General features: G+C 62.8%; 26 protein-coding genes, 1 tRNA gene and 3 pseudogenes. 20 read left to right on the top strand and 10 right to left on the bottom strand.

The window, feature by feature from the left end; genetic code table 11:
- Positions 1-15 precede the first annotated feature (15 nt).
- From yidC to rpmH, 3 genes are read right to left on the bottom strand one after another with little or no spacing between them, the layout of a single operon-like run.
- Complete coding sequence (yidC, locus tag AC0L3I_RS12275) at positions 16-1,830, bottom strand: membrane protein insertase YidC (protein ID WP_473488440.1); 1,815 nt, start codon at positions 1,828-1,830, stop codon at positions 16-18.
- Positions 1,831-1,843: 13 nt separating this feature from the next.
- Positions 1,844-2,197 (bottom strand): ribonuclease P protein component, encoded by a 354-nt coding sequence (rnpA, locus tag AC0L3I_RS12280; RefSeq protein ID WP_473488441.1) that lies wholly within the window; start codon positions 2,195-2,197, stop codon positions 1,844-1,846.
- A 16-nt stretch (positions 2,198-2,213) separates the two neighbouring features.
- Positions 2,214-2,348: a 50S ribosomal protein L34 gene (gene rpmH, locus AC0L3I_RS12285; protein WP_008833937.1), complete on the bottom strand. Its 135-nt coding sequence runs from the start codon at positions 2,346-2,348 to the stop codon at positions 2,214-2,216.
- A gap of 139 nt (positions 2,349-2,487) precedes the next feature.
- Between rpmH and AC0L3I_RS12290 the strand changes: the two genes are divergently transcribed.
- The 6 genes from AC0L3I_RS12290 to AC0L3I_RS12315 all read left to right on the top strand — a co-directional run bounded on the left by AC0L3I_RS12290 (position 2,488) and on the right by AC0L3I_RS12315 (position 7,404).
- Complete coding sequence (locus AC0L3I_RS12290) at positions 2,488-2,646, top strand: hypothetical protein (protein WP_473527052.1); 159 nt, start codon at positions 2,488-2,490, stop codon at positions 2,644-2,646.
- On the top strand, positions 2,643-4,127 hold the full coding sequence (locus AC0L3I_RS12295) for an ATP-binding protein (protein ID WP_473488443.1): 1,485 nt from the start codon (positions 2,643-2,645) through the stop codon (positions 4,125-4,127). Before AC0L3I_RS12290 ends, AC0L3I_RS12295 begins: the two co-directional genes overlap by 4 nt.
- Before the next feature lie 151 nt (positions 4,128-4,278).
- Positions 4,279-4,355 (top strand) — tRNA-Arg (locus AC0L3I_RS12300).
- Positions 4,356-4,779: 424 nt separating this feature from the next.
- Positions 4,780-5,598, top strand: coding sequence for an oxidoreductase (locus tag AC0L3I_RS12305; RefSeq protein ID WP_473527053.1), 819 nt, complete (start codon positions 4,780-4,782; stop codon positions 5,596-5,598).
- A gap of 240 nt (positions 5,599-5,838) precedes the next feature.
- On the top strand, positions 5,839-6,429 hold the full coding sequence (locus AC0L3I_RS12310; protein WP_473488484.1) for a TetR/AcrR family transcriptional regulator: 591 nt from the start codon (positions 5,839-5,841) through the stop codon (positions 6,427-6,429).
- Positions 6,430-6,495: 66 nt separating this feature from the next.
- Positions 6,496-7,404, top strand: a complete 909-nt coding sequence (locus AC0L3I_RS12315) for an alpha/beta hydrolase (RefSeq protein WP_473527054.1) — start codon at positions 6,496-6,498, stop codon at positions 7,402-7,404.
- A 272-nt stretch (positions 7,405-7,676) separates the two neighbouring features.
- Here AC0L3I_RS12315 and AC0L3I_RS12320 read toward each other — a convergent pair.
- Positions 7,677-7,886, bottom strand: a pseudogene (locus tag AC0L3I_RS12320) (redoxin domain-containing protein); the annotation flags it as partial.
- Between the two features lie 39 nt (positions 7,887-7,925).
- Here AC0L3I_RS12320 and AC0L3I_RS12325 point away from each other — a divergent pair.
- On the top strand, positions 7,926-8,330 hold the full coding sequence (locus AC0L3I_RS12325; protein ID WP_473527135.1) for a DUF1223 domain-containing protein: 405 nt from the start codon (positions 7,926-7,928) through the stop codon (positions 8,328-8,330).
- A gap of 203 nt (positions 8,331-8,533) precedes the next feature.
- On the opposite strand, the gene AC0L3I_RS12330 is transcribed toward AC0L3I_RS12325, so the two are convergent.
- Entirely contained in the window at positions 8,534-9,409 is an 876-nt protein-coding gene (locus AC0L3I_RS12330) for a patatin-like phospholipase family protein (RefSeq protein WP_473527055.1), read from the bottom strand.
- Between the two features lie 13 nt (positions 9,410-9,422).
- Entirely contained in the window at positions 9,423-9,884 is a 462-nt protein-coding gene (locus AC0L3I_RS12335) for a GTP cyclohydrolase I (RefSeq protein ID WP_473527056.1), read from the bottom strand.
- Here AC0L3I_RS12335 and AC0L3I_RS12340 point away from each other — a divergent pair.
- The 10 genes and pseudogenes from AC0L3I_RS12340 (at position 9,842) to AC0L3I_RS12385 (ending at position 20,538) form a co-directional block, all read left to right on the top strand.
- Positions 9,842-10,030, top strand: a complete 189-nt coding sequence (locus tag AC0L3I_RS12340) for a hypothetical protein (protein ID WP_473488488.1) — start codon at positions 9,842-9,844, stop codon at positions 10,028-10,030. The two genes, AC0L3I_RS12335 and AC0L3I_RS12340, sit on opposite strands and share 43 nt — an antisense overlap.
- Before the next feature lie 70 nt (positions 10,031-10,100).
- A complete protein-coding gene (locus AC0L3I_RS12345) occupies positions 10,101-11,300 on the top strand; it encodes an MFS transporter (RefSeq protein WP_473527057.1) in 1,200 nt (399 codons plus the stop codon).
- 212 nt (positions 11,301-11,512) lie between these two features.
- Positions 11,513-12,296, top strand: a pseudogene (locus AC0L3I_RS12350) (3-hydroxybutyrate dehydrogenase).
- A 123-nt stretch (positions 12,297-12,419) separates the two neighbouring features.
- Complete coding sequence (locus tag AC0L3I_RS12355) at positions 12,420-13,571, top strand: patatin-like phospholipase family protein (protein ID WP_473527058.1); 1,152 nt, start codon at positions 12,420-12,422, stop codon at positions 13,569-13,571.
- Positions 13,572-13,677: 106 nt separating this feature from the next.
- The gene (locus AC0L3I_RS12360) at positions 13,678-15,012 is read left to right on the top strand and encodes an NAD(P)/FAD-dependent oxidoreductase (RefSeq protein ID WP_473488540.1); all 1,335 of its coding nucleotides are present in this window, start codon (positions 13,678-13,680) and stop codon (positions 15,010-15,012) included.
- 17 nt (positions 15,013-15,029) lie between these two features.
- Complete coding sequence (locus tag AC0L3I_RS12365) at positions 15,030-16,397, top strand: cytochrome ubiquinol oxidase subunit I (RefSeq protein ID WP_473527059.1); 1,368 nt, start codon at positions 15,030-15,032, stop codon at positions 16,395-16,397.
- Between the two features lie 18 nt (positions 16,398-16,415).
- Positions 16,416-17,414, top strand: coding sequence for a cytochrome d ubiquinol oxidase subunit II (cydB, locus tag AC0L3I_RS12370; protein ID WP_473527060.1), 999 nt, complete (start codon positions 16,416-16,418; stop codon positions 17,412-17,414).
- Between the two features lie 14 nt (positions 17,415-17,428).
- Positions 17,429-18,781: a dihydrolipoyl dehydrogenase family protein gene (locus tag AC0L3I_RS12375; protein WP_473527061.1), complete on the top strand. Its 1,353-nt coding sequence runs from the start codon at positions 17,429-17,431 to the stop codon at positions 18,779-18,781.
- A gap of 92 nt (positions 18,782-18,873) precedes the next feature.
- Complete coding sequence (locus tag AC0L3I_RS12380; RefSeq protein WP_473527062.1) at positions 18,874-19,581, top strand: peroxiredoxin-like family protein; 708 nt, start codon at positions 18,874-18,876, stop codon at positions 19,579-19,581.
- 210 nt (positions 19,582-19,791) lie between these two features.
- Positions 19,792-20,538, top strand: a complete 747-nt coding sequence (locus tag AC0L3I_RS12385; protein WP_123146634.1) for a peroxiredoxin-like family protein — start codon at positions 19,792-19,794, stop codon at positions 20,536-20,538.
- On the opposite strand, the gene AC0L3I_RS12390 is transcribed toward AC0L3I_RS12385, so the two are convergent.
- The gene (locus tag AC0L3I_RS12390; protein WP_473527136.1) at positions 20,480-21,199 is read right to left on the bottom strand and encodes a LysR family transcriptional regulator substrate-binding protein; all 720 of its coding nucleotides are present in this window, start codon (positions 21,197-21,199) and stop codon (positions 20,480-20,482) included. The two genes, AC0L3I_RS12385 and AC0L3I_RS12390, sit on opposite strands and share 59 nt — an antisense overlap.
- Positions 21,200-21,262: 63 nt before the next feature.
- Positions 21,263-21,388: pseudogene (locus AC0L3I_RS12395) on the bottom strand (LysR family transcriptional regulator); the annotation flags it as partial.
- A gap of 222 nt (positions 21,389-21,610) precedes the next feature.
- Between AC0L3I_RS12395 and AC0L3I_RS12400 the strand changes: the two are divergent.
- Together AC0L3I_RS12400 and AC0L3I_RS12405 are read left to right on the top strand one after the other, a co-directional pair.
- Entirely contained in the window at positions 21,611-21,928 is a 318-nt protein-coding gene (locus tag AC0L3I_RS12400; RefSeq protein WP_473527063.1) for a hypothetical protein, read from the top strand.
- Positions 21,922-22,155, top strand: a complete 234-nt coding sequence (locus AC0L3I_RS12405; RefSeq protein WP_473527064.1) for a hypothetical protein — start codon at positions 21,922-21,924, stop codon at positions 22,153-22,155. The genes AC0L3I_RS12400 and AC0L3I_RS12405 overlap by 7 nt, the downstream gene beginning before the upstream one ends.
- Here AC0L3I_RS12405 and AC0L3I_RS12410 read toward each other — a convergent pair.
- Positions 22,106-22,402 (bottom strand): hypothetical protein, encoded by a 297-nt coding sequence (locus tag AC0L3I_RS12410; protein WP_473527139.1) that lies wholly within the window; start codon positions 22,400-22,402, stop codon positions 22,106-22,108. The two genes, AC0L3I_RS12405 and AC0L3I_RS12410, sit on opposite strands and share 50 nt — an antisense overlap.
- Positions 22,403-22,530: 128 nt before the next feature.
- Between AC0L3I_RS12410 and AC0L3I_RS12415 the strand changes: the two genes are divergently transcribed.
- Positions 22,531-24,402: a tetratricopeptide repeat protein gene (locus AC0L3I_RS12415; RefSeq protein ID WP_473527065.1), complete on the top strand. Its 1,872-nt coding sequence runs from the start codon at positions 22,531-22,533 to the stop codon at positions 24,400-24,402.
- A gap of 346 nt (positions 24,403-24,748) precedes the next feature.
- Here AC0L3I_RS12415 and AC0L3I_RS12420 read toward each other — a convergent pair whose 3' ends face one another.
- Complete coding sequence (locus tag AC0L3I_RS12420) at positions 24,749-25,171, bottom strand: RidA family protein (RefSeq protein ID WP_473488500.1); 423 nt, start codon at positions 25,169-25,171, stop codon at positions 24,749-24,751.
- Positions 25,172-25,200: the final 29 nt, after the last annotated feature.

Genomic DNA, 25,200 nt, shown 5'->3' on the forward strand with positions numbered 1-25,200 from the left:
AAAAGGGAGCGCCGGCTATTCCGCCGGTGACGGTTTCTTCCGGAACAGCGCGACCAGATTGTCCCACAACTCGATCTTGGCGCCCTGTCGCTTCATGATCACGCCTTGCTGAATGATCGAAAGCAGATTGTTCCAGGCCCAGTAGATGACGAGGCCGGCCGGAAAACCCGCCATCATGAAAGTGAAGACCACCGGCATCCAGGTGAAGATCATGGCCTGCGTCGGGTCGGGCGGCGTCGGGTTCATGCGCATCTGCAGGAACATGGTCACGCCCATGATCAGCGGCCAGACGCCGATCATCAACATATCCGGTAGCGCGATCGGAATGAGGCCGAATAGGTTGAAGATCGAGGTCGGGTCGGGCGCCGCCAGATCCTGGATCCAGCCGAAGAACGGTGCGTGCCGCATCTCGATGGTGATGTAGAGCACCTTGTAGAGCGCAAAGAAGACCGGAATCTGCAGCGCCACCGGCCAGCAGCCGGCGAGCGGATTGATCTTCTCGGTCTTGTAGAGCTCCATCATCGCCTGTTGCTGCTTCATTTTGTCGTCCGCGTATTTCTCGCGGATCTCAAGCATCTTGGGCTGCACCTTCTTCATGTTCGCCATCGACGCGTAGGACTTGTTGGCGAGCGGGAAGAAGAGCGCCTTGACGACGACGGTAGTGGCCAGGATAGCCACGCCGAAATTGCCGAAGAATTTGTAGAGCGTGTCGATCAGATAGAACATCGGCTTGGTGATCCAGATGAACCATCCCCAGTCGATCAAACGGTCGAACAGCCTGATGTTGCGGTCTTCTGCATAGGCGTTGACCTTGGCGACTTCCTTGGCGCCGGCGAAGATTTCGGTCTCGACCGTCGCCGACTGGCCGGCATCAACGGTGATCGGGTCGGTGAGGAAGTCGGCCTGGTAGCGCGGGCGGCCGTCCTCGAAATAGGCGTAACGCGGCTGGAACGGCTGCTTCTCCGTCGGAACCAGCGTCACCGCCCAGTATTTGTCGGTGATGCCCAGCCAGCCATCGGTCGACTTGCCCGGCGTAAACTGCTTGTCCTCCTCGACCGCCGCATATTTGTGTTCCTGCAGGCCTTCCGTGCCGGTGACGCCGATCAGCCCCTCATGCAGCACATAGATGCTGGCAACGGCAGGCTTGTCGAAGCGGGTAACACGACCGTAATTCGACAGGGTAACGGCGGCCGACCCCGAATTCTGCACCGTGTCCGACACCGTGAACATGTAGTCGCTGTCGACGGAGAAGGTGCGCTTGAAGGTCAGGCCCTTGTCGTTGGTGAAGCTCAGCGTGACCGGGGTCGCCGGCGTCAGCGTCGTATTGCCGTCGACGGTCCACACGGTTTCCGGGCCCGGCACCGTGCCGGTCTTGTCGCTGCCGACAAAGCCGATCTCGGCATAGTAGCCCGTAGGCAGCGCTGCCGGGTTGAGCAGTTCGATCTCGGGCGAGTTCTTGTCGACCGTCAGCGTGTAGTGCTTGAGCTTGAGGTCGTCGAGACGAGCGCCGGTGAGGTTGATCGAGCCCTCCAGGCTCGGCGTGTCGATCCTGACGCGCTTGGTCGATGCCAGCGCCTGCTCGCGGCCGGCCGGCGTCGTGCCTTCGGTTCCCGGTGCGCTAGGAATGGCACCTTGCTTCGGCACCGGCGTTTCGCTGCCACCCGGACTGGTGCCTTGGGCCGCCTTCTTCTGCTCCGCTAGCCGCTGCTCTTCGATACGGGCCGCCTCGCGTTGCGCCTCGCTGTGCGGCAGCACGTAAAAATACTGCCAAAGCGACAGGATCAGCACCGACAGCGCGATGGTGATGAAGAAGTTCCGGTTGTTTTCCATCGAAAGCCTTGGCCTATCGTGTTCCGCGCAGTCGGCGGGAGAGTTCGGCCTTCAACTGGCCGAACGGAATGGTAAGCACATCTTCGCGCCCGACGATGACATAGTCATTGCCAGGCTTCATGTCACCCGCGGCATGCGTGCGCACGGCTTCTCTCAGTCGCCGCCGGATGCGGTTGCGGGCGACTGCGTTGCCGACTTTCTTGGTGACCGTGTAGCCGACGCGAGGCGCCTCTGCGTCGCTGCGGTCCAGAACCTCGACGAGAAAAAGCCGCCCGCGGCGCTTTTCGCCACGCCGGACGGCCAGGAATTCCGCGCGCTTCAGAAGCCGCTTGGGATGTGCTCCCACTGGCTTGCCGGTTGCGGGCAACGATCTCGTCTTCCGTTCAGGCGCTGAGCCGCTTGCGACCGCGGTTGCGGCGGGCTGCGACGACGCCACGACCACCTTTGGTGGCCATGCGGGCACGGAAACCGTGCCGGCGTTTGCGGACGAGTTTGGACGGTTGGTAGGTACGCTTCATTTGTTTTAATACCGCGGGGTGCGGCCCTTCTTGATTCTGTCACTCTGTAACAGGAGCTTTGCCCGGCCGGTTTTGGCGCGATCGAAACCGCGCCGGGACGAATGGCCCGAGCGTGAGCGGGCTTATAGAAAGAAGGGTTTTGGAAGTCAATCCGGCGCCGACATCCGGCACCGTCAGTCCGATGGCTGAAGTCTGGGCGGCCTTATCCCGTATTGGGACGAAGGATGAAATTGGCAAAAAAGCCGAAAATAGCCTAATCTCGCTCGATCAAGTGATCGTGAAGAAAAAAGCAGCATGAGTGAAATCCTATCCGATGAAAGGACCGATCGGGCGACGACCGCCGCCCGGAGGGTGCCGTTGTCGCGAGGATTGTCGACCAAGCTCCTGCTGCTCACCATCGTCTTCGTGCTCCTGGCCGAGGTCCTTATCTTTCTGCCCTGGATCGCCAGCTACCGGATGAGTTGGCTGAAGGAAAGGCTGAGCACCGCTGCGGCCGTCTCGATCGTGCTGGTGCAGGGAGAGCCCGCCTCGCTGTCCCGCGCCGCCCAGAACGATGTGCTGATGGCGATCGGCGCAAAGGCGATCGCCGTGCGCGACGGGGGTGTCTCGCGGCTTCTGGTCGTGGCTGAGATGCCGCCGCAGGTCGACGAGCATATCGACATCGCCAATGTCGGCCTGGTCGCGGGCATGACCGGCGCTTTGGACACGCTGTTTTTCGGCGGCGAGCGGATGCTGCGCGTTTTCGGCCCGGTCGGCGACAGCGACAAGGAATTCGAGCTGATCATGCCCGACTACAGCCTGCGCAATGCCATGCTCATCTATTCGCGCAACGTCGCCTTCGTCTCGCTGCTGATCTCGTTGTTCACCGCCATGCTGGTCTATGCAGCCATAGACCTGATCATGATCGGCCCGATCCGGACGATGACGCGCTCGATGCTGGCCTTTTCCGAGGCGCCGGACGACCCCGGGCGGATCATCCACCCTGCCGCCCGCGCCGACGAGATCGGCGTTGCAGAGCGCGAGCTCTCGCAGATGCAGGAGCGGCTGCAAAAGATGCTCTCCGAGCAGAAACATCTCGCCGACCTTGGCCTCGCCGTGTCGAAGATCAACCATGATATGCGCAACATCCTGGCGTCGGCGCAGCTGATGTCGGACCGTCTGCGCCAGGTCAAGGACCCGACCGTGCAGGCCTTCGCGCCGAAACTGCTGCGGGCGCTCGATCGTGCCGTATCCTATTCGGAAGGTGTGCTCGCCTATGGCCGCACCCAGGAGCCGCCGCCCTCGCGCCGCAGGCTCAGGCTGCGCCAGCTGGTCGACGACGTCCACGGCCTGCTCGACACCGAAGGCGGCATCGAATTCGTCAACGCCGTCGATCTGGCTTTCGAGGTGGATGCCGATTCCGATCAGCTTTTTCGCGTGCTCACCAATCTTTGCCGCAACGCCGTGCAGGCGATGGCGGCGGACGCGGAAAGTGCGGTGGTACGCCGGCTGGAGGTGTCGGCCGAGCGCGTCGGCAGCGTCAGCCGCATCACGGTCACCGACACCGGCCCCGGCCTGCCGCCGAAGGCGCGCGAGAACCTGTTCGCGGCGTTTCGCGGCTCGGCCCGCAGCGGCGGCACCGGCCTTGGCCTGGCGATCGCCTATGAATTGATCCGCGCCCATGGCGGCACGGTGGAGCTTGTCGAAAGCAGAGGCGGCCGCACCGCATTCGCGGTTACCATTCCGGACCAGCCGGTCCGGCTCGACCAGGCCCGCAACGGCCTGCGCCGCCCGGCCTGATCCTTGCCCCGCCCGATCCTCGTCAAGGCACAACAGCAAAACTTTTGCCGGATCGGCTTGCTTTTCGGAAATTCAGTCGCTAGGGAACACGTCACATCGCGGCCGGTCGTCAAGGATCGGATCGCGGGCCATGCAAAGCATGGCCTGTTGCGCGCCCGTAGCTCAGCTGGATAGAGCACCAGACTACGAATCTGGGGGTCAGGAGTTCGAATCTCTTCGGGCGCGCCAATAATCTCAAAAGCTTAGCCAAGTTGCACCGTTTCAAATCAGCAAACTGAAACGGTTTTTGAAACGGTTTTGTAGTTTCGGATAGTGCAGCGCGCGATTGAGCGGGCGCAGCGAAAGATCGGCAACGCCTCTGTGTGAACAGTTCACGTCCTGACCGCTCAGGGGCCGAAAGCTGCCTGCCTGCGGCCATCGACGATCAGCGTCGCCAGATAGCCCTCTAGGACCTCGACCACGGTCGCTGGATCGCAGATGCAATCCACTTCGAGCTCGAAGGCCGGCCCATGCGAGACCGCTTACCGTTACCGCCCGGCCCCCTGTGGTCCTCGTCTCGCCCTCCATGAGAGTACGAACATAATTTAATCCTTGCCTTGCGACCGCCCAACGGCTATTGTCGTATGAACGTAATTCAAAACTTCAGGAGCTTATGATGACAACAACTCCGCAGGTTGCGCTCGTAACAGGCGCCACCTCAGGCATCGGCAAGGCCACAGCGATCGCCTTGGCCGCCGCAGGTTTCCAGGTGATCGGAACCGGCCGCAACACCGCAAAACACACCGCGCCCGCCGGGGTGAGCTACCTGGACCTCGACGTGACCCGCGACGAATCGGTCGCCTTAGCGGTCAAGCAGGTGATCGACCGGTTCGGGCACATCGACGTCCTGGTCAACAACGCCGGCGTTGGCACAACCGGCGCAGCCGAGGAGTTCTCGATCACCCAGACGCAGGACATCTTCGACATTAACGTCTACGGCGTCATGCGGACGACCAAGGCGGTCCTGCCGCACATGCGCGTCCAAGGCCGCGGACGCATCATCAATGTCTCCTCCCTCAGCGGGTTCGTCCCCAGCCCGTTCATGGCCCTCTACGTCTCGACCAAGCACGCGGTCGAGGGCTACTCCCAGTCGCTGGACCACGAGGTTCGCGATTACGGCGTCCGGGTCCTGCTCGTCGAGCCCGGCCCGATCAACACTCCGTTCGCAGGCCACAGCGTGGAGGCCGATACCGCCATGCCGCTCTACGCGGCGGGACGGCGCAACTACGACGAGCTGCTGGAGAAGAACCTCAGCAGCGGCGACGACCCCGCCGTCGTCGCCAAGGTGATCGTCGCGGCGGCCACCGACCGGAACCCGAAACTACGGCGCACCGCCGGTACGACCGCCCGGATCATCAACGCGGTGCACCGCGTCGCCCCGGCGCGGATCTTCGACCGCGTCATCCGCAGATTCAACCGGATGCCGAGCTGATCGCTGCCGAGATCCACTAACCAGTCATTCGCAGGTCTACCGAGGAGAGTCATGCAGCAGCAGAGCCAGCAGACGGCCCGCCACCACGCACCGTACATCACCAACGGCGGGCTCCCCGAGCCCCACGACTCGAAAGTGCAGACCGCGAGGATCAACGTCCCGGCTCTCCTTGCCAACGCTGCACACTGACCTGGCCATAGTAGTATCCGGAGCGCAAGCCCGGCTGAGATAGAGGAACGCATGGTGCGTTACACGAAAGAACACAAGCAGGAGACAAGGCAGCGGATCATTGCGACGGCCGGTCGACGGCTCAAGCGGGACGGTATCGACGGCTCCGGAGTCGCGACGCTCATGAAGGACGCGGACCTGACCAACGGCGCCTTCTACGCCCACTTCGAATCCAAGGACAGCCTCGTCGCGGAGGCGGTCACCGACCAACTGCACACACTGCACGCGAACATCGTCGAGCTGGCGGAGCCCGGCCCGGCCGGGCTCGAACAGCTCGTGCGCTGGTACCTGTCGGCCCACCACCGGGACAATCCCGGCGACGGCTGCCCCAACGCCGCCCTGCTCGACGAGATCGGGCGCAGCGCGGACGCAATCAGGCAGGCGTACACCGACGGCGTGCTGGTCGTCATCGACGGCCTCGCCGCCCGCATGGCACCCGAAGATCCGCCCTCGGCCCGCGTGAAGGCGCTCAGCCTCCTCGGCCTGATGGCCGGGACGCTACAACTCTCCCGCGCCCTGACCGACCGACAGCTCTCCGACGACCTCCTCGAGCAGGGCCTCCGCAACGCCCTGGCCCTGGTGGACGCCGAGCTCCGACCATGACCTTCATTTCTGCGATTACCCCCCCGGCACTCCCGGCGACGTCGCCCTCCATCAGATAGGAACACGATGACCGAGCAACCCTTCAACCCACAGCTGCGAGCCGCGCGGTTCCTTCCCCGCACCATCATCAACGCCCGAACGCTTCCCGCGCTCCGTGTCCTCACCAAGCTCACCGGGATCACTCGGCGGCCGGACGCGCAGGTCGTATCCGTGAACGCCGATGTGTCAGTACACGTCTTCCGCCCGGCTTCGGCCCGGCCTCGGACTCCGGCACTGTTGTGGATCCACGGCGGCGGAATGGTGCTCGGCGACGCGGTGCAGGACAGCGGCTTCTGCCGCCGGATCGCCGATCAGCTCAACATCGTCGTCGTCTCGGTGGAGTACCGGCTCGCGCCCGAGCACCCGTTTCCGGCGCCGCTGGCAGACTGCTACACCGCGCTGCAATGGCTCGCCCGCCAACCAGACATCGACCCCGCACGCATCGCCATCGGTGGCGCCAGCGCCGGCGGTGGTCTGGCCGCCGCGTTGGCGCTGCTGGCGAAGGAACGCGGCGAGATCCGTCCGGTTCTGCAACTGCTGTCCTACCCAATGCTGGATGACCGGACCACCACCCGCACCGACATTGACCCGCGGCGGCTCCGCCTCTGGAGCCCGGCCAGCAACCGGTTCGGCTGGCGCTCCTACCTCGGCCCCGCCACCGCGGACGGCAACGTGCCCCCGCTGGCCGCGCCGGCCCGCTACGACGACCTCTCTGGCCTGCCGCCCGCATGGATCGGCGTCGGCACCAACGACCTGTTCCACGACGAGGACGTCACCTACGCCCGGCGACTGCAGCAGGCGGGCGTCGCCAGCACCCTGCACGTAGTGCCCGGCGCCTACCACAACTTCGACGCCATCGAAGCGAAAGCCGCCATCTCCCGGGCCTTCGTCAAGGCCCAGACGACGGCACTGGACGAAGCACTCAACGGCGGCTGAACGGACGTACACGACAGGTCAGCCGCCCGCGCCTACCTCGCGCGGCTGAAGGAACGCACGACGGGGCACGACATGCCGGCCAGCCCGGGGACGTACCGCGCGAGCCGACCGCCCTGCGCCGCTGGGGCCTGCAGGCGCCCGCAGAGTGGTCGTCGGCGGTCGGCCCAGGTGCTCATCGTCCACGGCGACAGCGACCGGCTGGTGCCGCCCGCGAACGCCAGAATCGGGGTCCCTCGGCGACGTTGGCACATACTGGTGCGGCTAAGCCCGTAGAGGTGGCGCAAGCCGAAAGCACGGTGCGAGGCCCGCTTCGGGTCGGATGCGGCGAGAAGATCGGGGGCCGGGTGGTAACGGAAATAGAGCTGCGCTCGCTCGACCGGCGTAATGACCACCGCCAGGCATTCAACGCCTTTCTCACGCAGGGCCGGCTTGAGTTGCGCCATCGCCGCGACATGGCGCCGGCAGAACGGACAGTGTAGGCCTCAACCGCTGCACGGCGTAGCCCTATCCGCTCCGGGCGGATCAGCACTGTCGGCAATCGCCTCTCCGAGGTAGAGGGTCTGCTCGGGGACGCGCGCTCCAACGAAGGGCCGGACGTGAGATTGGCTGATGGCTACGTGACGATCGGGCGCGGGAAAGCCCCTGCAGGCAGCACAGACGTATGGTTGGTTCGCTACGACCCGAAGGTGATCGAGGTGCCGGTCGCACGTGGCGAGAACAAGAGTCACAGACTGCCCCATTCTCACGTCGTCCGCGATCTGGTGAAGCTGGGCCAGTGGAGCGGGGGAGAGGCCACGCTGGCGGTGCCGACTCGCGCCGGCTCGCTGCGCACGGCGATATTGGTGCAGGAGAAGAACGGCGGCCCTATCATCGCAGCCACTACGTTCTGTGAAATTGTCGCAATGATTGATAGGGCAGATGGTTAAATAAAAGCAGATAGTTATCGGGGGAATGATCTTGTGTCAAAGCCACACAGGGAGGCTGTCCCCCTCGTCCATTTCCGTTCCCGCGATGGGCGGCCTCAAGATCTCTTGAGGCGCCCTTTTGCCGACGGCATTGGCGGGTCTATCCCACGACCCATCCACTAGCCGCGCTTCATCTACTGCTGTGAAATGTCGGCAACGGCGAGCTAACTCGTGTGCTTGTGGGACATCAATTGATGCGCAATGATGCGCGGACGATCGAGGCCTCCATCGGCGAGCCAAGCGTCGGTGCTTGATGCAGCTTCCTCGATCAACTCGTTCGTATGAGAGAAATCATAGGGCGATCCGACTAGCGGACACAGTGGTGGCACGACAAAATAATCAATGCGGTCGTCAAGCCCTTGCAATTCGGTCATCAACTGCCGTGCAATCAGCAAGGTCAGTGCATGCAGCGCGTTTGCAACCGCCCCGACGGGGGGCTTGTCGAGCGCGCAGGCAAAACCGGTGGGCATGACGATCAGGCGCTGCGCGCCGTGATCGACTGCTACCTTGATCGGCGTGTTGCTCGATACCGCGCCGTCGGCAAGATAGAGATCATTGAATTGCACCGGTGCGAAGGCCGCCGGTATTGCGACACTCGCCATGATGGCTTGCGCGGCTGAACCTTTCGACAGCACGACGGTTCCGCCCGACAGTATGTCGGTGGCGACGACGTAGGCCGGGATGCTTGCGTCCTCGAGGTTGCGGTAGGGGAGATGACGGTCGACGAGCCCCTGAAGCGCGTCCGACGCGACAAGGAAATCCCGCCGACGCAAGAATCCGACCATCGTCCGCCATGTCAGCGGAAACACGTCGTTCCGACGCAATCCGCGCCAGATCGTCTCCAACTCCCGGACTCCTTCAATCGTTGGGTTGCCCGCGTAGTAGGCGCCGTTCAGCGCGCCGACGCTTGAGCCGACAACCATATCCGCTGAAATGTCGAGGCGCGCGAGCGAACGCAACATACCGACTTGAATGGCGCCAAAGCTGCCCCCGCCTGCAAGGACAAACGCCGTTTTGCGTCGAGCGCCATCGCTGGGCATGGGTACGGCCCCCTTAGCCTATGCGCGAGCTATGCGCACGGACCCCGCGTAACGTCATCCAGCCATGCTCGGCCTCGATGAAGACAGCGATTCTGTCTGGCTGCACGGCGTCGTCGATTGCGAGAGCGGTATCGTACATCAGGCGCTCCTGTATCTGCAAGCGCCGCGCGCAGCGGGGCAATCGAGTGAAGTCGCGCGTGGAATTCAGTCGCCAGCTCCTTGGGCGCCGCCGTCTTACAAGGTCGCGTTGACGACCAAGGATGGGGCGCAGAGGGAGCTGATGTAAGTCGCCAAGCAACCTGTTTTGCCTGCATACGATAGGTTTTTGGTATGGAAACGAAAGACATAGAGCATTTCTCTTTGTGCGCCTGGCCAGTGACACTCCCGTCATACCCCGCCCCATACGTTGGGCCCCACGGAGGAGAACTGGACATGGCCTATGAAGTGATTGCGTCCCACACCTGGCTTGAGCCATTGCTCCTCGCCCTTGTCCTGCTCGGCTCCACTGCAGCGTTCGCCGAATTCGGTCTGCTCGCCCGTTGGCAGAACAACGGCAAGGTGCCGGCCATCCTTTACTCGACCGATATCCTGCCGGCTGCCATGGACGAGCACACGACGTGAACCGGCGGCCTTTCGCGCCGCCACCAGTCCGCTCAGGTACGGAACGTCGAATCGTTCCCGGAGAATATGAATGACCAGCGTCGAACAGACTGCCCCTACCACGCTACGCATGGTCGCCGCTGACAGTTGGCGATTCGGACTCATAGCTCTCATCGCTTTCCTTACGCTTGTCGATCTCTTCGCCACGCAGGCGATATTGCCGTCGCTGGTGATAAAGTTCGGGGTAAGCCGCGCGACGATGGGCTTTGCGGTCAACGCGAGCACGTTCGGCATGGCCATTGCGGGCATCGTCGTTGCGCTGTTCGGCCGCAACGTCGATCGGCGCAACGGGATCTGGATAAGCCTTGCGGTGCTCGCCATTCCGACGACGCTGCTTTCGATGACCGACGACATCACGACATTTGCCCTGCTGCGGGTCGCGCAAGGGCTCTGTATGTCGACCGCCTTCACGCTGACCGTGGCCTATCTCGCCGAGCATTTTTCGCCAGCGCAGGCGACCGGCGCGCTCGCCGCATACGTCACCGGAAATGTCGCCAGCAATTTCTTCGGCCGTATCATGTCGGCGGCGGTCGCCGATACGTTCGGCATCTCGACCAACTTCCTGACCTTCGCGGCTCTCAACATTGCGGGCGCATTGCTTGTCGCGCTGACGCTTAGGAAGACGGAACGGATGATGGCGACCGGCGGCGCGATGCCTGGTATGCACGCTTGGACCACGCATTTCAGAGATCGCCAGCTGCTCCATTCTTTCGCGATCGGCTTCCTCATCCTGTTCGTTTTCATCGGCACGTTCACCTATGTCAACTTCCAGCTCACCGCCCAGCCGATCAGCCTGTCGCCGATGGCGCTCGGCCTCGTCTATTTCGTGTTCCTGCCATCGATGATCACGACGCCGCTGGCCGGCCGCGTCGCCAGGCGCTTCGGCCCGAAGAGCGGCATAGCGCTGACGCTTGCCCTGGCGATCGCAGGGCTTGCCGCGCTGCTGTCGACCAGCCTGTCCGTCGTGCTTGCCGGCATGGCGCTGGTCGCGGTCGGCACGTTCCTCGCCCAGGCGATTGCAACAGGCCATGTCGGCCGCACTGCCAAGCGCGACAAGGCAGCGGCAAGCGGGATCTACCTCGCCTCCTACTATGCTGGTGGTCTCGTCGGCGGTTTTGTCCTCGGCCAGGTCTTCGACCGGTTGGGATGGACTGCGTGCGTGGCGGTTCTCGTCGCAGCCCTGATCGCCGCGATGGCACTCGCACGTGTGCTGACGGCCCCGAACAACTAGTCAGCGGGATCGCCTGCGGCGGCGATCGACAGCGGCCTTTGTTCCGCGGTTCGGCCGTAACCTTGCTGCCCAGAGGCCACGTTGCGAGATCGCTATCATTTCAATGTCCAAACGGCATTTCCGATCCTTTGGCAGGCCGGCCACACTGCTTTTCTGAAACGAGCTACCGGAAGGAACCGGCTGCAGTTGCCTAGAGAGCCAGGAGAACCATGATGCTTCGAGGAAAAACAGCACTTGTGACGGGTTCGACCAGCGGCATAGGCCAAGGCATTGCAGAGGCATTCGCGGCCAAAGGCTGCAATATCGTCCTTAATGGCTTCGGCGACACCAAGGAAATCGAGAAACTGCGGGATGGCATCGCAAGCGAACACCACGTGACAGTCCGTTACGACGGCGCCGACATGAGCAAGGGAGACGCCATCACGGCCATGATGGACAAGGCGATCGCCGAGTTCGGGGCGGTCGACATCCTGGTCAACAATGCCGGCATCCAGCACGTTGCGCCGATCGATGAATTCCCCGTCGAGAAATGGGAAGCCGTTGTCGCAATCGACATGATGGCGTCGTTCTACACGATCCGACGCGCGCTCAGTGGAATGAAGGAACGCAAATGTGGCCGCGTCATCAATGTCGCATCCGCGCATTGCGCTGGTCGCCTCGCCCTTCAAGTCGGCTTACGTTGCTGCCAAGCACGGCGTCGCCGGCCTGACCAAGACGGTCGCACTGGAGGTTGCCGAGCAAGGGATCACCGTCAACGCAGTGTGCCCTGGCTACGTGCTGACGCCGCTCGTCGAAAAGCAGATCCCCGACACCTCCAAGGCGCGCGGCATCACCGAAGAGCAAGTGGTGAAGGACGTATTGCTCGCTGCGCAGCCGACCAAGAAATTCGTCACCGTAGAGCAGGTCGCTGCGCTTTGCTTGTTCCTGGCATCGGAGGAAGCAGCGTCGATCACGGGCGCGATCCTGCCGATCGAGGGCGGCTGGACTGCACATTGAGGCGCCCCTGCGCGTTCCTCGGACGCGCAGCAAGACGCCCCAGCAAATTGAATCTGCACTCGATCTTGCCGGCAGAGCGATCCGCTCTTCGGGATCGTACGCAAGCAAGCAAGGACAGCAGCGATGAACAAGATGACCCGAAATCCCCCCGAGGCGAAGGTCACCGTGCTGCCGATGGCCGACCACGCGGCGAAGCCGCAGACGGTCTTGGTGCTGCAAGGCGGCGGCGCGCTCGGCGCCTATCAGGCCGGCGTCTACCAGGCTCTGGTCGAGGGCGGCATCAATCCGGACTGGGTGATCGGCACCTCGATCGGCGCCATCAACGCCGTGCTGATTGCAGGCAACAAGCCCGAAGATCGTCTGCCGCGGCTGCAGGAATTCTGGGATCAGGTCGGCAAGGGCAGTCCGCTCGACCTGATGTGGTCGGCGCCTTTCCTTGGCAACGCCTTTGCCAACATGAATACCATCGTACGCGGCATTCCGGGCTTCTTTGAGCCCAATCCGACCGCGCTGTTCGGCGTCAACCACGCGGCGGGTGTCGAGCGCGCGTCTTACTACACGACCGATCCGAAGAAGAAGACCCTGACCCGGCTGGTCGACTTCGACTACCTCAACGAGAAGCACACACGGCTGACTGTCGGCGCCGTCAACGTCAACACCAGCCAGCTTAAATACTTCGACACGCGCGAAATGGACCTCGGTCCGGCGCACGTCATGGCGTCGGGGGCGCTGCCCCCGGCCTTCCCGGCGGTCTGCATCGATGGCGAGCCCTATTGGGATGGCGGCGTCTATTCGAACACGCCCATCGAAGTCGTGCTCGACGAGCGGCCGCGCCGCGACTCGCTCATCTTCGCCGTCAACATGTGGCAGCCCTCCGGCTCCGAGCCGCAGACCATCTGGCAGGTGATGGGCCGCCTGAAGGACCTGCAATATGCCAGCCGCGGCAAGAGCCACGTCGCCCGCCAGGAACAACTACATCGGCTGCGCCACGTCGTGCGCGAGCTAGTCAAGCACATTCCCGAATCCGAGCGCGACGATCCGATGGTCAAGGAACTCGCCTCCTATGGATGCAGCACAATCATGCACCTAGTGCGGCTCTTGTCGCCGCGGCTCGGCGGCGAGGATCACACCAAGGACATCGACTTCACCCGCTCCGGCATCCGTTCGCGCTGGCAAGCCGGCTACGCGCATGCCGAGCGCGTGCTGTCAGAAAAACCGTGGGAGTGCGACGTCGACATGCTGCAGGGCGTCGTGATCCACGAATCGAACGAATGAAAACCATCCGGTTTCCCGATCCCCGCGAGGAGCTATTGCAATGCATGCCGTGACATCGATGACGCCACCAATCGCAGTCGTGCCAGGCGCGGCGCCGGAGAAGGACATGTTCGCCGGCATCCCGGAAACGCCGTCCCACAAGGATGCCTCGCTGCATCGGGTGCTGATCGTCGGCGGCGGCGCGGCCGGATTGGAGCTTGCCACGCGGCTCGGCCAGAAATTTGGCAAACGACGGCGTGCCTCGATCACGCTTGTTGACCGCAACCGCACCCATATCTGGAAGCCGTTGCTGCATGAGGTCGCATCAGGCTCGCTCAATGCGACAAGCGATTCAGTGGAATACATCGCCCATGCGCATGGCCATCACTATCGCTATCGCATCGGCGAGGTAGTCGGTATCGACCGCAGTAAGCGCCAGGTGCTTGTCGCGCCCAGCCTCGATGAGGACGGCAGGCAGGTCATTCCGCCGCGAGTGCTCGGCTACGATACGCTGGTGATGGCGGTGGGCAGCGTCTGCAATGATTTCGGAACCCCCGGCGCCGCCATGAATGCGATCGCGCTCGACAGCGCCGAGCAGGCGGCCCGCTTCAACCGCCGCATGATCGACGCGTGCCTTCGCGCCAATGCGCAATACGAGCCGCTGTCGCCGGGTCAGCTGCACTGCGCCATCATCGGCGCCGGGGCGACCGGCGTCGAGCTTGCCGCCGAGCTGCACAAGTCGATGCGGGAAATCGCGTCGCACAACCTCGACAACATCGATTTCGAGAAACTGATCCGGATCACCGTGATCGAAGCGGGACCACGCATCCTCCCGGCTTTGCCGGAGCACCTGTCGCGCGACTCCGCACAGCTGCTTGTCAACCTTGGGATTCAGATACGCTGCGGTGTGCGAGTAACCGAAGTGACGCCGGACGGAGTGAAGCTTGGCGACAAGCTGTTTCTCCCGGCCGAGCTCGTTGTCTGGTCAGCCGGCATCAAGGCACCGGACTTCCTGAAAAATCTCGACGGCCTCGAACCCGATCGCATAAACCGCCTGGTCGTGCACGAGACGCTGCAGGTGAAGGGCGACGAGAATCTCTTTGCTATCGGCGATTGCGCGAATTGCGTCCTACCCGGTGAGGAAACGCCGCTACCACCACGCGCACAGACCGCCCACCAGCAGGCCGATCACCTCGTCAAGGTTGTCGCCGCGCGGCTGAACGGACGACCGCTGCCGGCCTTCCACTACCGCGACTTCGGCTCGCTGGTCTCACTCGCCGACTACCGTACCTTCGGCAATGTCGTTGGTGGGCTCAAGATCGAGGGGCTGATCGCCAGGCTGATGTACCGGGCGCTCTACAAGATGCATCTGCAGGCGATCCACGGCACCTTCAAAACCGGACTCGACACCATCGCTGCGATCGTGGCTGGCCGTACCAAGCCACGCGTCAAACTGCACTGAGCCGACGGGAGCGCGACATGGAATTTGATGCCGTCCTGCTCTCTCGTCTGCAATTCGCGTTCACGATCGCGTTTCACATCCTGTTCCCGACGCTGACGATCGGACTTGGGGCTTTCCTCGTCCTGATCGAGGGCCTGTGGCTCAAGACCGGCGATCGAATCTACGAACTGCTCTACAAATTCTGGACGAGAGTGTTCGCGCTGACCTTCGGCATGGGCGTGGTCACCGGCGTCGTGCTCTCCTATGAGGTTGGGACGAACTGGAGCCGGTTCGCCGACGTCACCGGCAACGTTCTCGGACCGTTGTTCATCTACGAGGTGCTTTCGGCGTTCTTCCTCGAGGCCGGGTTCGTCGGCATCATGCTGTTCGGCTGGAACCGGGTCGGTCCGCGCATGCATTTCTTTGCGACGGCCATGGTGTCGTTCGGTACGCTCGTTTCCGCATTCTGGATCATCGCAGCGAACTCGTTCATGCAGACCCCGGCTGGCTTCCACATCGAAGGCGGCCGGCTGTTCGTCGACAGCTGGTTCGACGTCGTCTTCAACCCATCACTGCCGACCCGGTTCCTCCATATGGTGCTGGCATCCTATGTGACGGCGATGTTCGTCGTGGCCGGCATCTCGGCGCTGCACCTCCTCATGGACCGGCCACCGAAGGTGGCGCGCCGCGCTCATTCGATTGCAGTCGCCGCGCTCGCGATCCTCGTTCCCTTGCAAATCTTCGTCGGCGACGCCAGCGGTCTGGTCGCGGAGAAGCATCAGCCGGCCAAGATTGCGGCGTTCGAGGGCCGCTGGGAGACGATGGCCGGCGCACCTCTGCTACTGTTTGCCTGGCCGGACCAAGGCGCAGAAGCCAACCATTTCGAAATCGGCATCCCCAGGCTCGCGAGCCTCATCCTGACGCACAGCCTCGACGGCGAGGTTCGCGGCCTCAAGGAATTCGCCCCGCAGGACCGGCCGCACGTCCTCACGGCATTCTGGGCTTTCCGGGTGATGGTTGGCATCGGGGTGCTAATGCTCGCCGTCGCCGGCTGGAACCTGTTGTGGTGGTGGAAAGGCCGGCTTCACGAGAGCGGGCTCTTGCTCACCGTTCATGTGGCGATGATCCCGCTCGGCTTTGTGGCGACGCTGGCCGGATGGACTGCAGCCGAAGTCGGGCGCCAGCCCTGGGTTGTCTACGGCGTGCTTCGAACGCTCCACGCGGCTTCGCGGCTGCCGGTCGCATCGGTAGCGACGTCGCTGGTGCTGTTCTTCGTGGTCTACAACGTGCTGCTTGCCGCCTACGCCTATTTCCTCACCCGGCTCGTCTGGCATGGCCCGGACGACCGGGTCGAGCTGCCGTCCGCAACCGAGCCGACTATCGCCAAGCGCCATGATGCCGGCTGAGTAGGGAGGGACGTTCAAATGGATCTCGCATTCATATCGGCATCGGTCGTCGTCTTCGCGCTGTTCATGTACGTGCTGCTCGACGGTTTCGATCTCGGCGTCGGCATCCTGTTCTTCCTCGATCCGGAAGGCGAGAACCGCGACCACATGATGGGCTCGCTGACACCGTTCTGGGACGGCAACGAGACGTGGCTGGTGTTCGGCGGCGTTGCACTATTCGGCGCGTTTCCCGTCGCCTATGCGATACTGCTGCCGGCCCTTTATCTGCCTGCGATGCTGATGCTGTTTGCACTGGTCTTTCGTGGCGTCGCTTTCGAGTATCGCTTCAAGTCCGGCACTTCGCGGCGCTGGTGGGATCTATCCTTCAGCGCCGGTGCAGCACTTGCGGCATTCGTGCAGGGCGTGATGCTCGGCACTGTCGTCGGCGGATTCGAAGTTGACGGACGCGTTTTTGCCGGCGGCGCTTTCGACTGGCTGTCGCCTTTCACGCTGGTGTGCGGATTGGGCCTTGTCGCGGGCTATGCGCTCTACGGCGCGACATGGCTCATCATGAAGACGGAGGGACCAGTGCAGGCGCGGGCACGGCGCAATGCGCTCCATTTGCTGCCGGTCTTCATTGCCTTTCTGGTGCTCGTCAGCATCTGGACGCCCTTCATGCATCCAATGGTCGCCGCACGCTGGTTCACTTTGCCGAACCTTTTCTATCTGGTACCGGTGCCGCTGCTGACGGCGATGGCGCTGCTTCAGCTGTGGCGCGGGCTGGTGACCGGCGCGGAGCGAACCCCGTTCCTGTGCATGGTCGCCATCTTCAGCCTGAGCTTCGTCGGCCTAGGCACAAGCCTCTACCCACACATCGTGCCGTACAGCATGACCATCTGGGAAGCCGCCGCCGCGCCTCGCTCACAAATGTTCCTGCTGGCTGGAATCGCTATCATGCTGCCGATCGTGCTGGTCTACACCGGCTACAATTACTGGGTGTTCCGCGGCAAGCTCGGCAAATCGGTCGCCTATCATTGAGCCCGGAGGACCTGATGAAGACCGAAAAATACGATGTCGTGATCCTTGGCGGCGGCAATGCCGGCATGGGCGTCACGGTGGCGACACGGGCAGCCGGGCTCTCGGTGGCGATGGTCGAAGCGCGGGATCTCGGCGGCACCTGTCCCAATCGCGGCTGCACGCCGAAGAAGGTGTTGGTGGCGGCAGGCCACGCGCTGCACGAGATCGAGAGGGCGTGCGAGCACCGGATCACGGTTGCCGCCCCGCGCCTCGACTGGGCCGCATTGATCGATCGCGAGCAGGCGATGGTCCGCGACATTCCCGATCGCCTGGCCGGCGTGATGGCGATGCGCGGCGTCGACGTCATCCACGGCGAGTCGGCATTCGTCGGCAGCAATGCCGTCCGGGTCGGCGAGCGCCAGCTTGACGCCGCCAGCATCGTGATTGCCACCGGCTCAAGGCCAAGGGAGCTGTGCTTTCCCGGCGCTGAATTGATGACGACCTCAGATGACGTGCTGAGCGACCGTGCGTTGCCAAGCGATGTCGTGTTCATCGGCGGCGGCGTCATCGCCTTCGATCTCGGCCACGTCTACGCCCGCGCCGGCGTCAGGGTCACTATCCTCGAGGCGCTGCCGCAAATGCTCGGCGGTTTCGACCCCGACGCGGTGGACCAGATCCGCAGCGAAAGCGAGCGCATCGGCATGCCCTTGCTAACGCTCGCCCTAGTGAAACGGATCGACCGAGTCGGCGAACGCCTGCGCGTGCTGTTCGCCAACGACAACTCCGAGCATACCATCGAAGCCGATCGCGTCGTCAATTGCGCAGGGCGAATCGCCAACACTGACGGTCTTGATCTCGGCGCGGGGCACGTCGCACACCGTGACGGCCGTATCGAAATCGACGCGTTCCTGCGCTCGCGCTCGAACCCTGCCGTTCATGTCTGCGGGGATGCCGTGTGGAACTCACCCCAGCTTTCGCCGATCGCTACCTATGAGGGCCGGATTGTCGGCCGCAACATCGTCGAAGGCGCGAAGCACCAGCCTGACTACGGCCAGATTCCATCCTCGGTCTACACCGTGCCGGCGGTGGCCAGTGTCGGCCTTACCGAGGCCAAGGCCGCCGAGGGCGGACTGAGAATCAAGGTGCAGGTCAATGACATGCGCGGCTGGCTGTCGGCCAGGACTTATGCCGAGACCGTGGCGTGGTCGAAGATCATCGTTGGGGTTGAGAGCGACCATATCCTCGGCGCCCACGTTGTCGGACATGCCGGCGAGGAGTTGATCCACATCTTTGCACTCGCCATGCGGCACGGCATCACCGCGACCGATCTCGCCGACAATCTCTACGGTTTCCCGACATTCTCGTCGGACAACAAGAACATGATGTGAGCCAGTCCACGGTGGACATCACCAGCTGCGACCGCGAAGGAACGGAATGCGTTTGGATCATGATTATCATGAGAAAATGCGGAACTTTGCATATGGCTGCAGTTGAACAAGTCATGACATTCGAACAGGCGGTGCAGGCGGCGATCGATCTCGACGCGCCGCTCAGCGAACGGCTTGCGGTGATCGCTGCGGCAATACGAAGGCTCGACGCCAGCTACGCAGACGCGGCCGACCGCATGGTGATGCGGCTGCAGGACAAGGGGGCAGGCGCCACGGCGCCTAAGCCCGGCGATGCCATGCCGGCCTTTCTGCTCCCTGACGAGGACGGCAGATTGGTAAGCCTGGCCGACGTCCTCGCGAATGGGCCGGTGGCGATCACTTTCCTGCGTGGGCATTGGTGCCCCTTCTGCCGGTTGAACGCGATCGGCATCGTCGAGGTGCAGCAGGAGATCGCTGCCATGGGCGGCCAGGTCGTGGCGATCACGCCGGAGCGGCGAAAGTTCTCAACGGCGCTGAAGAACCGGGTCGGGGCTGAGTTCCCGTTTCTGACCGACATGGACAATGGCTATGCACTTTCGCTCGATCTGGCGATCGGGATCGGCGTGGAAATGCAGCAACTGCTTGGCGCCGGCGGTGACGACTTGCCGAGTTACCAGGACAACGCCGCCTGGCTTCTGCCGATCCCCGCCACTTTCATTGTCGGCGCTGATGGCATCATCACAGCGCGTTATGTCGATCCCGACTACCAGCAGCGCATGGAGATCGAGGACCTGGTGTCCGCGCTCGAGCGCGCTCGCTGACTGCGAGAGGCCGACCGAACGTTGACCAAGTCGAGCGTCGTCCTGGGCGGGGTGGCGGCGATTTCTGGCATCTGAGTGACCCGCATTACTTTGACTCATCGTTTCCATGCGAAAAAGGCATCGTCTCGCGAACCTTTCATGAATCTACGGCATGGACGTTGGCTGGCAGTAGGCTACACTGCGCAGAACTGCGAATTTGGAGTTGCCGTCATGGCTGCCAATGAATTGGTCGTGAAGCTCGAAGAGGCCGTCCAGGCTGCGATCGCGCTTGATGCGCCGCTGAACGAGCGGATGGCGGTGATCGCCAATGCAGTGCGCTCGCTCAGCACCACCTTCGCTGAAGCGGTCGACCGGATGGTGCAGCGCCTGCAGGACCAGCGTGCGGGCGCGATGGCACCGGCGCCCGGCGATGTAATGCCGCCGTTTCTGCTCCCCGACGAGAACGGCAGGCTGGTCGGCTTAGCCGAAATCCTGCAAAAAGGACCCGCCGCGATTTCTTTCCAGCGCGGACACTGGTGCCCCTATTGCCGGTTGAATGCGATCGGCATGGCTGAAGTCGAGAAGGAAATCACTGAATTAGGCGGCCAGTTCGTGGCGATTGTGCCCGAGCGGCGCAAATTCACGACGACGTTGAAAGAGGAGGCGGCTGCATCCTTTCCCTTCCTCACCGACATGGACAATGGCTATGCGCTGTCGCTGAACCTGGCGATCTGGGTCGGGACGGAAATGGAAACGCTGATCGGGGGCGCCGGCTGGGATGTGCCCAGCTATCAGGGCAATGCCGCCTGGTTCCTGCCGATTCCGGCAACCTTCATTGTCGGCACCGACGGCATCATCACAGCGCGCTACCTTGATCCCGACTATCGCCAGCGAATGGAAATTGACGACCTGCTTGCGGCTATCGAGCAGGCTCGCGAACCCCAAAGGTTGACCAGTCGGTTGCGCGCAACAGGTTGAGCAGCGTCGTGGCGACAGGCGCACGCTGCCGGCCCGCTACGCTATAGGCGGCCACGGTTCGGGAAATATCGATATCGCGCAATTTGAGCCTGCGAACGTTGGGTGAGCGTGGCGCAGTCATCGAAACAAAGCCTACCCCAGCGTTGGCCTCCAGCAGCGCCAACAGGTCATGGTCCGTTTCGACTTCATGTGCCGCTTCATGCGCCAACCCATTGGCCTTCAAGGTGCGGGACAGGTCTTCGCTCGTCTCCCAATCGACCCGGCTCAGTATCGGCTCACCAACCAGTTGACTCAGCGCGACATCGGCTTCGTTGCGTCTGCCGAGCGGGTGCTCTGAATTGACCACCAACTCGATCTCCTCATCGAACAACGGCCACGTGTCGATCCTGTCCCAGGCCTGCCCGAGCGGGCCGGCGATCGCCAGCTCGGCGTCGCCATTTTTGAGCGCCTCGACCACGATCGTCGGAGCGCCGCGGCTGATCTTGAGGTGAACACCTGGGTAGGCACGAAAGAGCTCGCTAAATGGCGATATCATCAGCGCTATGTTGATGCTGTTGGAGATCGTAACGTTAAGTGGCGCAACATCGCTGCTTTTGACAGCCTTGGCGAGTGACTTCGCAGAACTCGCCGCGTCGTAGCATTGCTGCAGGAATGGCAGCATGCGGCGACCGAGCTCGGTCAGATGCGAATGCTGACGCTCACGTCGGATGAGCTCGCCACCAAGCTCATCTTCCAAATTCTTGATGGCGCGCGTCAGCGCCGGCTGAGTGACGTTGCACTCCTCAGCAGCCCGCGTAAAATTGAGCGTGCTGGAGAGCGCCAGGAAATAGCGAACCTGCTGCATTTCCATTCGTGGTGGCCCTTAACGCGACGTGAGGTTGGTCACGTATTAAGACGTATTCTCGAGTCGATCAATGGACGCGCGGTTCGAAGGACGGTTAGCACGGCGTTGTGCCCAAAAGCGGTAGGGAGAGAGAACATCTGACACCGCTACAGATGAGGAGCTTGAAGCTGTGGCAAATGACGTGGTGGCTCACGGCGGGATGCGTAGACTCTGGAGCTAGGCCGGGTGGTGGGTATGCTGATCAGACCATTCTCTGACAAGGACGCGTCTGCGGTGCGAGACCTCTTTGTCACTGTCAACAGACTGCTCGCGCCGCAGCATTTGGCTGCGCAATTCGAAACCTACATCGTCCTATCCTTGCGCGAGGAAATCGAACGCATCTGCCAATATTACGATGAGCGAGAGGGAGGCTTCTGGGTCGCCGAACATAGCGGCGCGGTCATCGGCATGTTTGGCCTGGAAACCGCTGTAACGGGAGTAATGGAACTGCGACGAATGTATGTTGCCCCCATTTCCGTAGACGCGGAATTGCCCGAGCGATGCTGAAATATGCCGAAGAAGAATGCCGAAGACGCAGTGCCGTCAAAATCGTGTTGAGCACCTCAGAACTGCAGTCAGCGGCGCTGAATCTCTACCTTGTGAATGACTATCGGCTCACGGACGAAAGGGTCGCCGCGACCCCGAGTAGCAAGACGATTGGCGGTGGGATTCGACGATATCATCTCACGAAGTGTCTGTCGGCGACGGGCCATCAAACTGATGACAACCGGTAGCCCCGGCGGCTCCGCGGGGGAATTCTGGCGGCGGCTTGGATAATAGAGATGATAGCCTGGAAGGGCGGCACCAGTCCTCAAGCACCTGCTGAAGCCGTCCTTCAGCAAGGAAGGGGCGCAGCGCGTGGTCGGGCAGGCAGGCAAGACCCAGGCCGTTCAATGCGGCGTCGCCCTCCGCCAGTGCGGCGACGGACGGCTCCGGACGAAACAGATGATGGCTGACGAAGGTCAGAACGGTATAGGCCACAATCGTCACGCATTTGTGAGCTGTGTTGATAAGCCTATCCGGGATTATGGGTCTAATCTTGGGCTGTGCGTTGCCTAAGTGTCAGTAGTAATAGTCCGTGCATGGCCCGCCGCTCAGGAATAATGCTGATGGAACGCAAGCTCGCGGCAATCATGGCCGCCGATATCGTTGGCTACAGCCTGCTGATGGCTGAAAACGAGGCTTCCACCTACGCGAAGCTGCGCGCTGTTTTTGATGAGCTCATTGCCCCGACCACTGCCCGCCATGGCGGGCGCATCGTCAAGACGGCGGGAGACGGCTTTCTCGCCATGTTTCCCAGCGTCAACGAAGCGGTTGATGCGGCGCTGGCCATCCAGGAAGGCTTCGACAAGGGCCCGTTCGAGCTGCGCATCGGCATCAATCTTGGCGATGTCATCGAAGATGACGGCGACGTATACGGCGACGGCGTCAATGTGGCCGCCCGTCTTGAGGCCATGTGCGATCCAGGGCAGATATTCGTCAGCGGCGCCGTGGTGATGGCGGCCGAACGCAACAGCGCGGACAGGTTCGTCCGCATCGGCCGCAGGCGGGCCAAGAACATTCCCGAACTTCTCAACGTCTACCGCGTAAGGCGCGCGAGCTCTCCGTGGTCGCCATGGCGGCAGGTGCCGCAGGTGCTGCGCAGCACCGCCGCCCGCTGGTCTTATGGCGCGGCCGCCATAGCCCTCATCCTCATAGGCACCCAAATCCAGCCGCTCCCCCTGGCAGCCATGGTCAGCCGCATCCCGGGGGTCTTGTCGATGGACCAGAGCCGCGCCGACCCCCGGCCGTCAGTGGCGGTCATGCCTTTTGCCGCGATGAGCGGCAGCGGCGAGCAATCGTATTTCGCGGACGGACTGACCGAAGATGTGACGACAGCCCTTGCCCGCAATTCAGAGTTACAGGTAATCGCGCGCGATTCCACCTACGCCGTGCACGGGCAGGGTACGGACGTGCGCAAGCTCGGGGCGAAGCTCGGCGTTGATTATGTGGTTGAAGGCAGCGCCCGCCGTGAAGGCGACCAGCTTCGCGTGTCGGCGCAGCTGATCGACGTAAAGACAGGCGCGCATCTGTGGTCGCGCAGTTTTGACCGGCAGGTCGCCGACGTGTTCACCGTCCAGAGCGAGCTGACCACTGAAATCGTCGCGCAGATCGCGCCCTATATCGGCAGGAGCGAGGCGGCGGCGGCAGCGGAGCGCCCGACTGACAATCTGCAGGCCTATGACCTCGTGCTGCAGGCCCGCAACCGCTACCGGCACGGCGCCAATGACCCGCAGGACATTCTGGAAGCGCGGGGCCTCTACCAGCGCGCCCTTGAAATGGACCCGTCCTATGCGGCCGCCCGCGCAGGCCTCGCGCTGACCTTTATCGCCAGCGTGGCGCAGAGCGGTGACGGCCGGGCAAACGCGCCGGAGCTCCATCTTGGGCTTAGCGAAGCCCGGCAGGCGGTCCGTCTCGATCCCAATCTTGGCCTTGGCTATCAGGTCATCAGCTTCGGGCTTGCCGTGCAGGGCGACTATTCAGGCGCCTTGCAGGCCGCACGGCGCGCTGTGGAGCTCAACCCTAACGATCCCGACAGCATGATGGCGCTTGCAAAGGCGCAGGTTCGCTTCGGGGAATATGATGATGCCGTCGCCAACGCAGAGCGGGCCCGCCGCCTTCATCCTATGGCGCCCGAGTACTATGCCTATGTGCACGGGCAGGCGCTCTACGCGGCTGACCGCCGCGATGAGGCTTCCGCCGTCATAGAGGAATGCCTGGTCCGGGCGCCGCGCGATGCAAACTGCCTTCTGATTCAGGCCGCTTTGCAGGCCGGGGGCGGAGAGGTCGAGGCAGCCCAGCAGACGATGGCAAAGCTGGTCGAGGCGCACCCGGCATTCTCGCTGGAAGCAGAGCGCGCTTACCGCCGGTTCGGTGACAGGCCGCTGATGGAAGAGTTCCTGCAGGACCTCGCACAGGCCAAGGCTCCTGAAACCGGCTGAGAGTTTTTACAGAGCGACTTCAATCACATAGCGGTGCCCAGTTTCATCCTCTCCGGCGCGCCAATTTTGCCATTTCCACCACGCCAACACCGAAAATTGCCGCCCATTGCCGCTGGAACTAAGTCCGCGCGAGGAGCGCGAAATAGCCAAGAGGCGAGAGAGCGTAGTAACGGCGGTGATCGGTGGTGAAAACGTTCGAATCGTTTGCGGCCGAATGACGTATTTTGGCCCAAGGCAAAGCATATTGATCGTTGGACGGACATCGCGAGCCCGTGCCGGGGCGCGCCGCGCTGCCGTTTCCGCCGTCCGGGTGCAATCGCCAATACAGAAACTGCAGGGCGAGCGATCAGCGCTTGTCCGCCGGATGACTGCTCGTCGTCGAAGGGATGCGGGCGATGACCTTGATCTCGAAATCGAAGCCGGCAAGCCAATTGACGCCCACTGCCGTCCAGTTCGGGTAGGGAGGTCCGCCGATCTCTTCCGCCCGGACGGCCAGCACCGTTTCGATCTGTTCGTCCGGGTTGGTGTGGAAGGTGGTGACATCGACGACGTCGTCGAAGCTGCACCCGGCGGCGGCCAAGACCGCGCGCAGATTGGCGAAGGCCCGCCGAACCTGATCCTCGAATACGGGCTCGGGCGAGCCGTCCTCACGGCTCCCGACCTGACCCGACACGAAGAGAAGATCGCCGGAGCGAATGGCTGCGGAATAGCGGTGGATATCGTATAACGCGTGGCGGTTGGCCGGATAGATGGCGTCACGTGCAGGCATTTCGTGTTCCTTTCTGTCTTGATAACGGG

The sequence above is a fragment of the Mesorhizobium sp. WSM4840 genome (genome assembly GCF_055811755.1).

Coding starts and splice junctions, on each gene's coding strand:
- yidC (WP_473488440.1), bottom strand. CDS start 1,830: ATGGAAAACAACCGGAACTTCTTCATCACCATCGCGCTGTCGGTGCTG.
- rpmH (WP_008833937.1), bottom strand. CDS start 2,348: ATGAAGCGTACCTACCAACCGTCCAAACTCGTCCGCAAACGCCGGCAC.
- AC0L3I_RS12295 (WP_473488443.1), top strand. CDS start 2,643: ATGAGTGAAATCCTATCCGATGAAAGGACCGATCGGGCGACGACCGCC.
- AC0L3I_RS12305 (WP_473527053.1), top strand. CDS start 4,780: ATGATGACAACAACTCCGCAGGTTGCGCTCGTAACAGGCGCCACCTCA.
- AC0L3I_RS12310 (WP_473488484.1), top strand. CDS start 5,839: ATGGTGCGTTACACGAAAGAACACAAGCAGGAGACAAGGCAGCGGATC.
- AC0L3I_RS12315 (WP_473527054.1), top strand. CDS start 6,496: ATGACCGAGCAACCCTTCAACCCACAGCTGCGAGCCGCGCGGTTCCTT.
- AC0L3I_RS12330 (WP_473527055.1), bottom strand. CDS start 9,409: ATGCCCAGCGATGGCGCTCGACGCAAAACGGCGTTTGTCCTTGCAGGC.
- AC0L3I_RS12340 (WP_473488488.1), top strand. CDS start 9,842: ATGGCCTATGAAGTGATTGCGTCCCACACCTGGCTTGAGCCATTGCTC.
- AC0L3I_RS12335 (WP_473527056.1), bottom strand. CDS start 9,884: ATGGCTCAAGCCAGGTGTGGGACGCAATCACTTCATAGGCCATGTCCA.
- AC0L3I_RS12345 (WP_473527057.1), top strand. CDS start 10,101: ATGACCAGCGTCGAACAGACTGCCCCTACCACGCTACGCATGGTCGCC.
- AC0L3I_RS12355 (WP_473527058.1), top strand. CDS start 12,420: ATGAACAAGATGACCCGAAATCCCCCCGAGGCGAAGGTCACCGTGCTG.
- AC0L3I_RS12360 (WP_473488540.1), top strand. CDS start 13,678: ATGTTCGCCGGCATCCCGGAAACGCCGTCCCACAAGGATGCCTCGCTG.
- AC0L3I_RS12365 (WP_473527059.1), top strand. CDS start 15,030: ATGGAATTTGATGCCGTCCTGCTCTCTCGTCTGCAATTCGCGTTCACG.
- cydB (WP_473527060.1), top strand. CDS start 16,416: ATGGATCTCGCATTCATATCGGCATCGGTCGTCGTCTTCGCGCTGTTC.
- AC0L3I_RS12375 (WP_473527061.1), top strand. CDS start 17,429: ATGAAGACCGAAAAATACGATGTCGTGATCCTTGGCGGCGGCAATGCC.
- AC0L3I_RS12380 (WP_473527062.1), top strand. CDS start 18,874: ATGGCTGCAGTTGAACAAGTCATGACATTCGAACAGGCGGTGCAGGCG.
- AC0L3I_RS12385 (WP_123146634.1), top strand. CDS start 19,792: ATGGCTGCCAATGAATTGGTCGTGAAGCTCGAAGAGGCCGTCCAGGCT.
- AC0L3I_RS12390 (WP_473527136.1), bottom strand. CDS start 21,199: ATGCTGCCATTCCTGCAGCAATGCTACGACGCGGCGAGTTCTGCGAAG.
- AC0L3I_RS12405 (WP_473527064.1), top strand. CDS start 21,922: ATGCTGAAATATGCCGAAGAAGAATGCCGAAGACGCAGTGCCGTCAAA.
- AC0L3I_RS12415 (WP_473527065.1), top strand. CDS start 22,531: ATGGAACGCAAGCTCGCGGCAATCATGGCCGCCGATATCGTTGGCTAC.
- AC0L3I_RS12420 (WP_473488500.1), bottom strand. CDS start 25,171: ATGCCTGCACGTGACGCCATCTATCCGGCCAACCGCCACGCGTTATAC.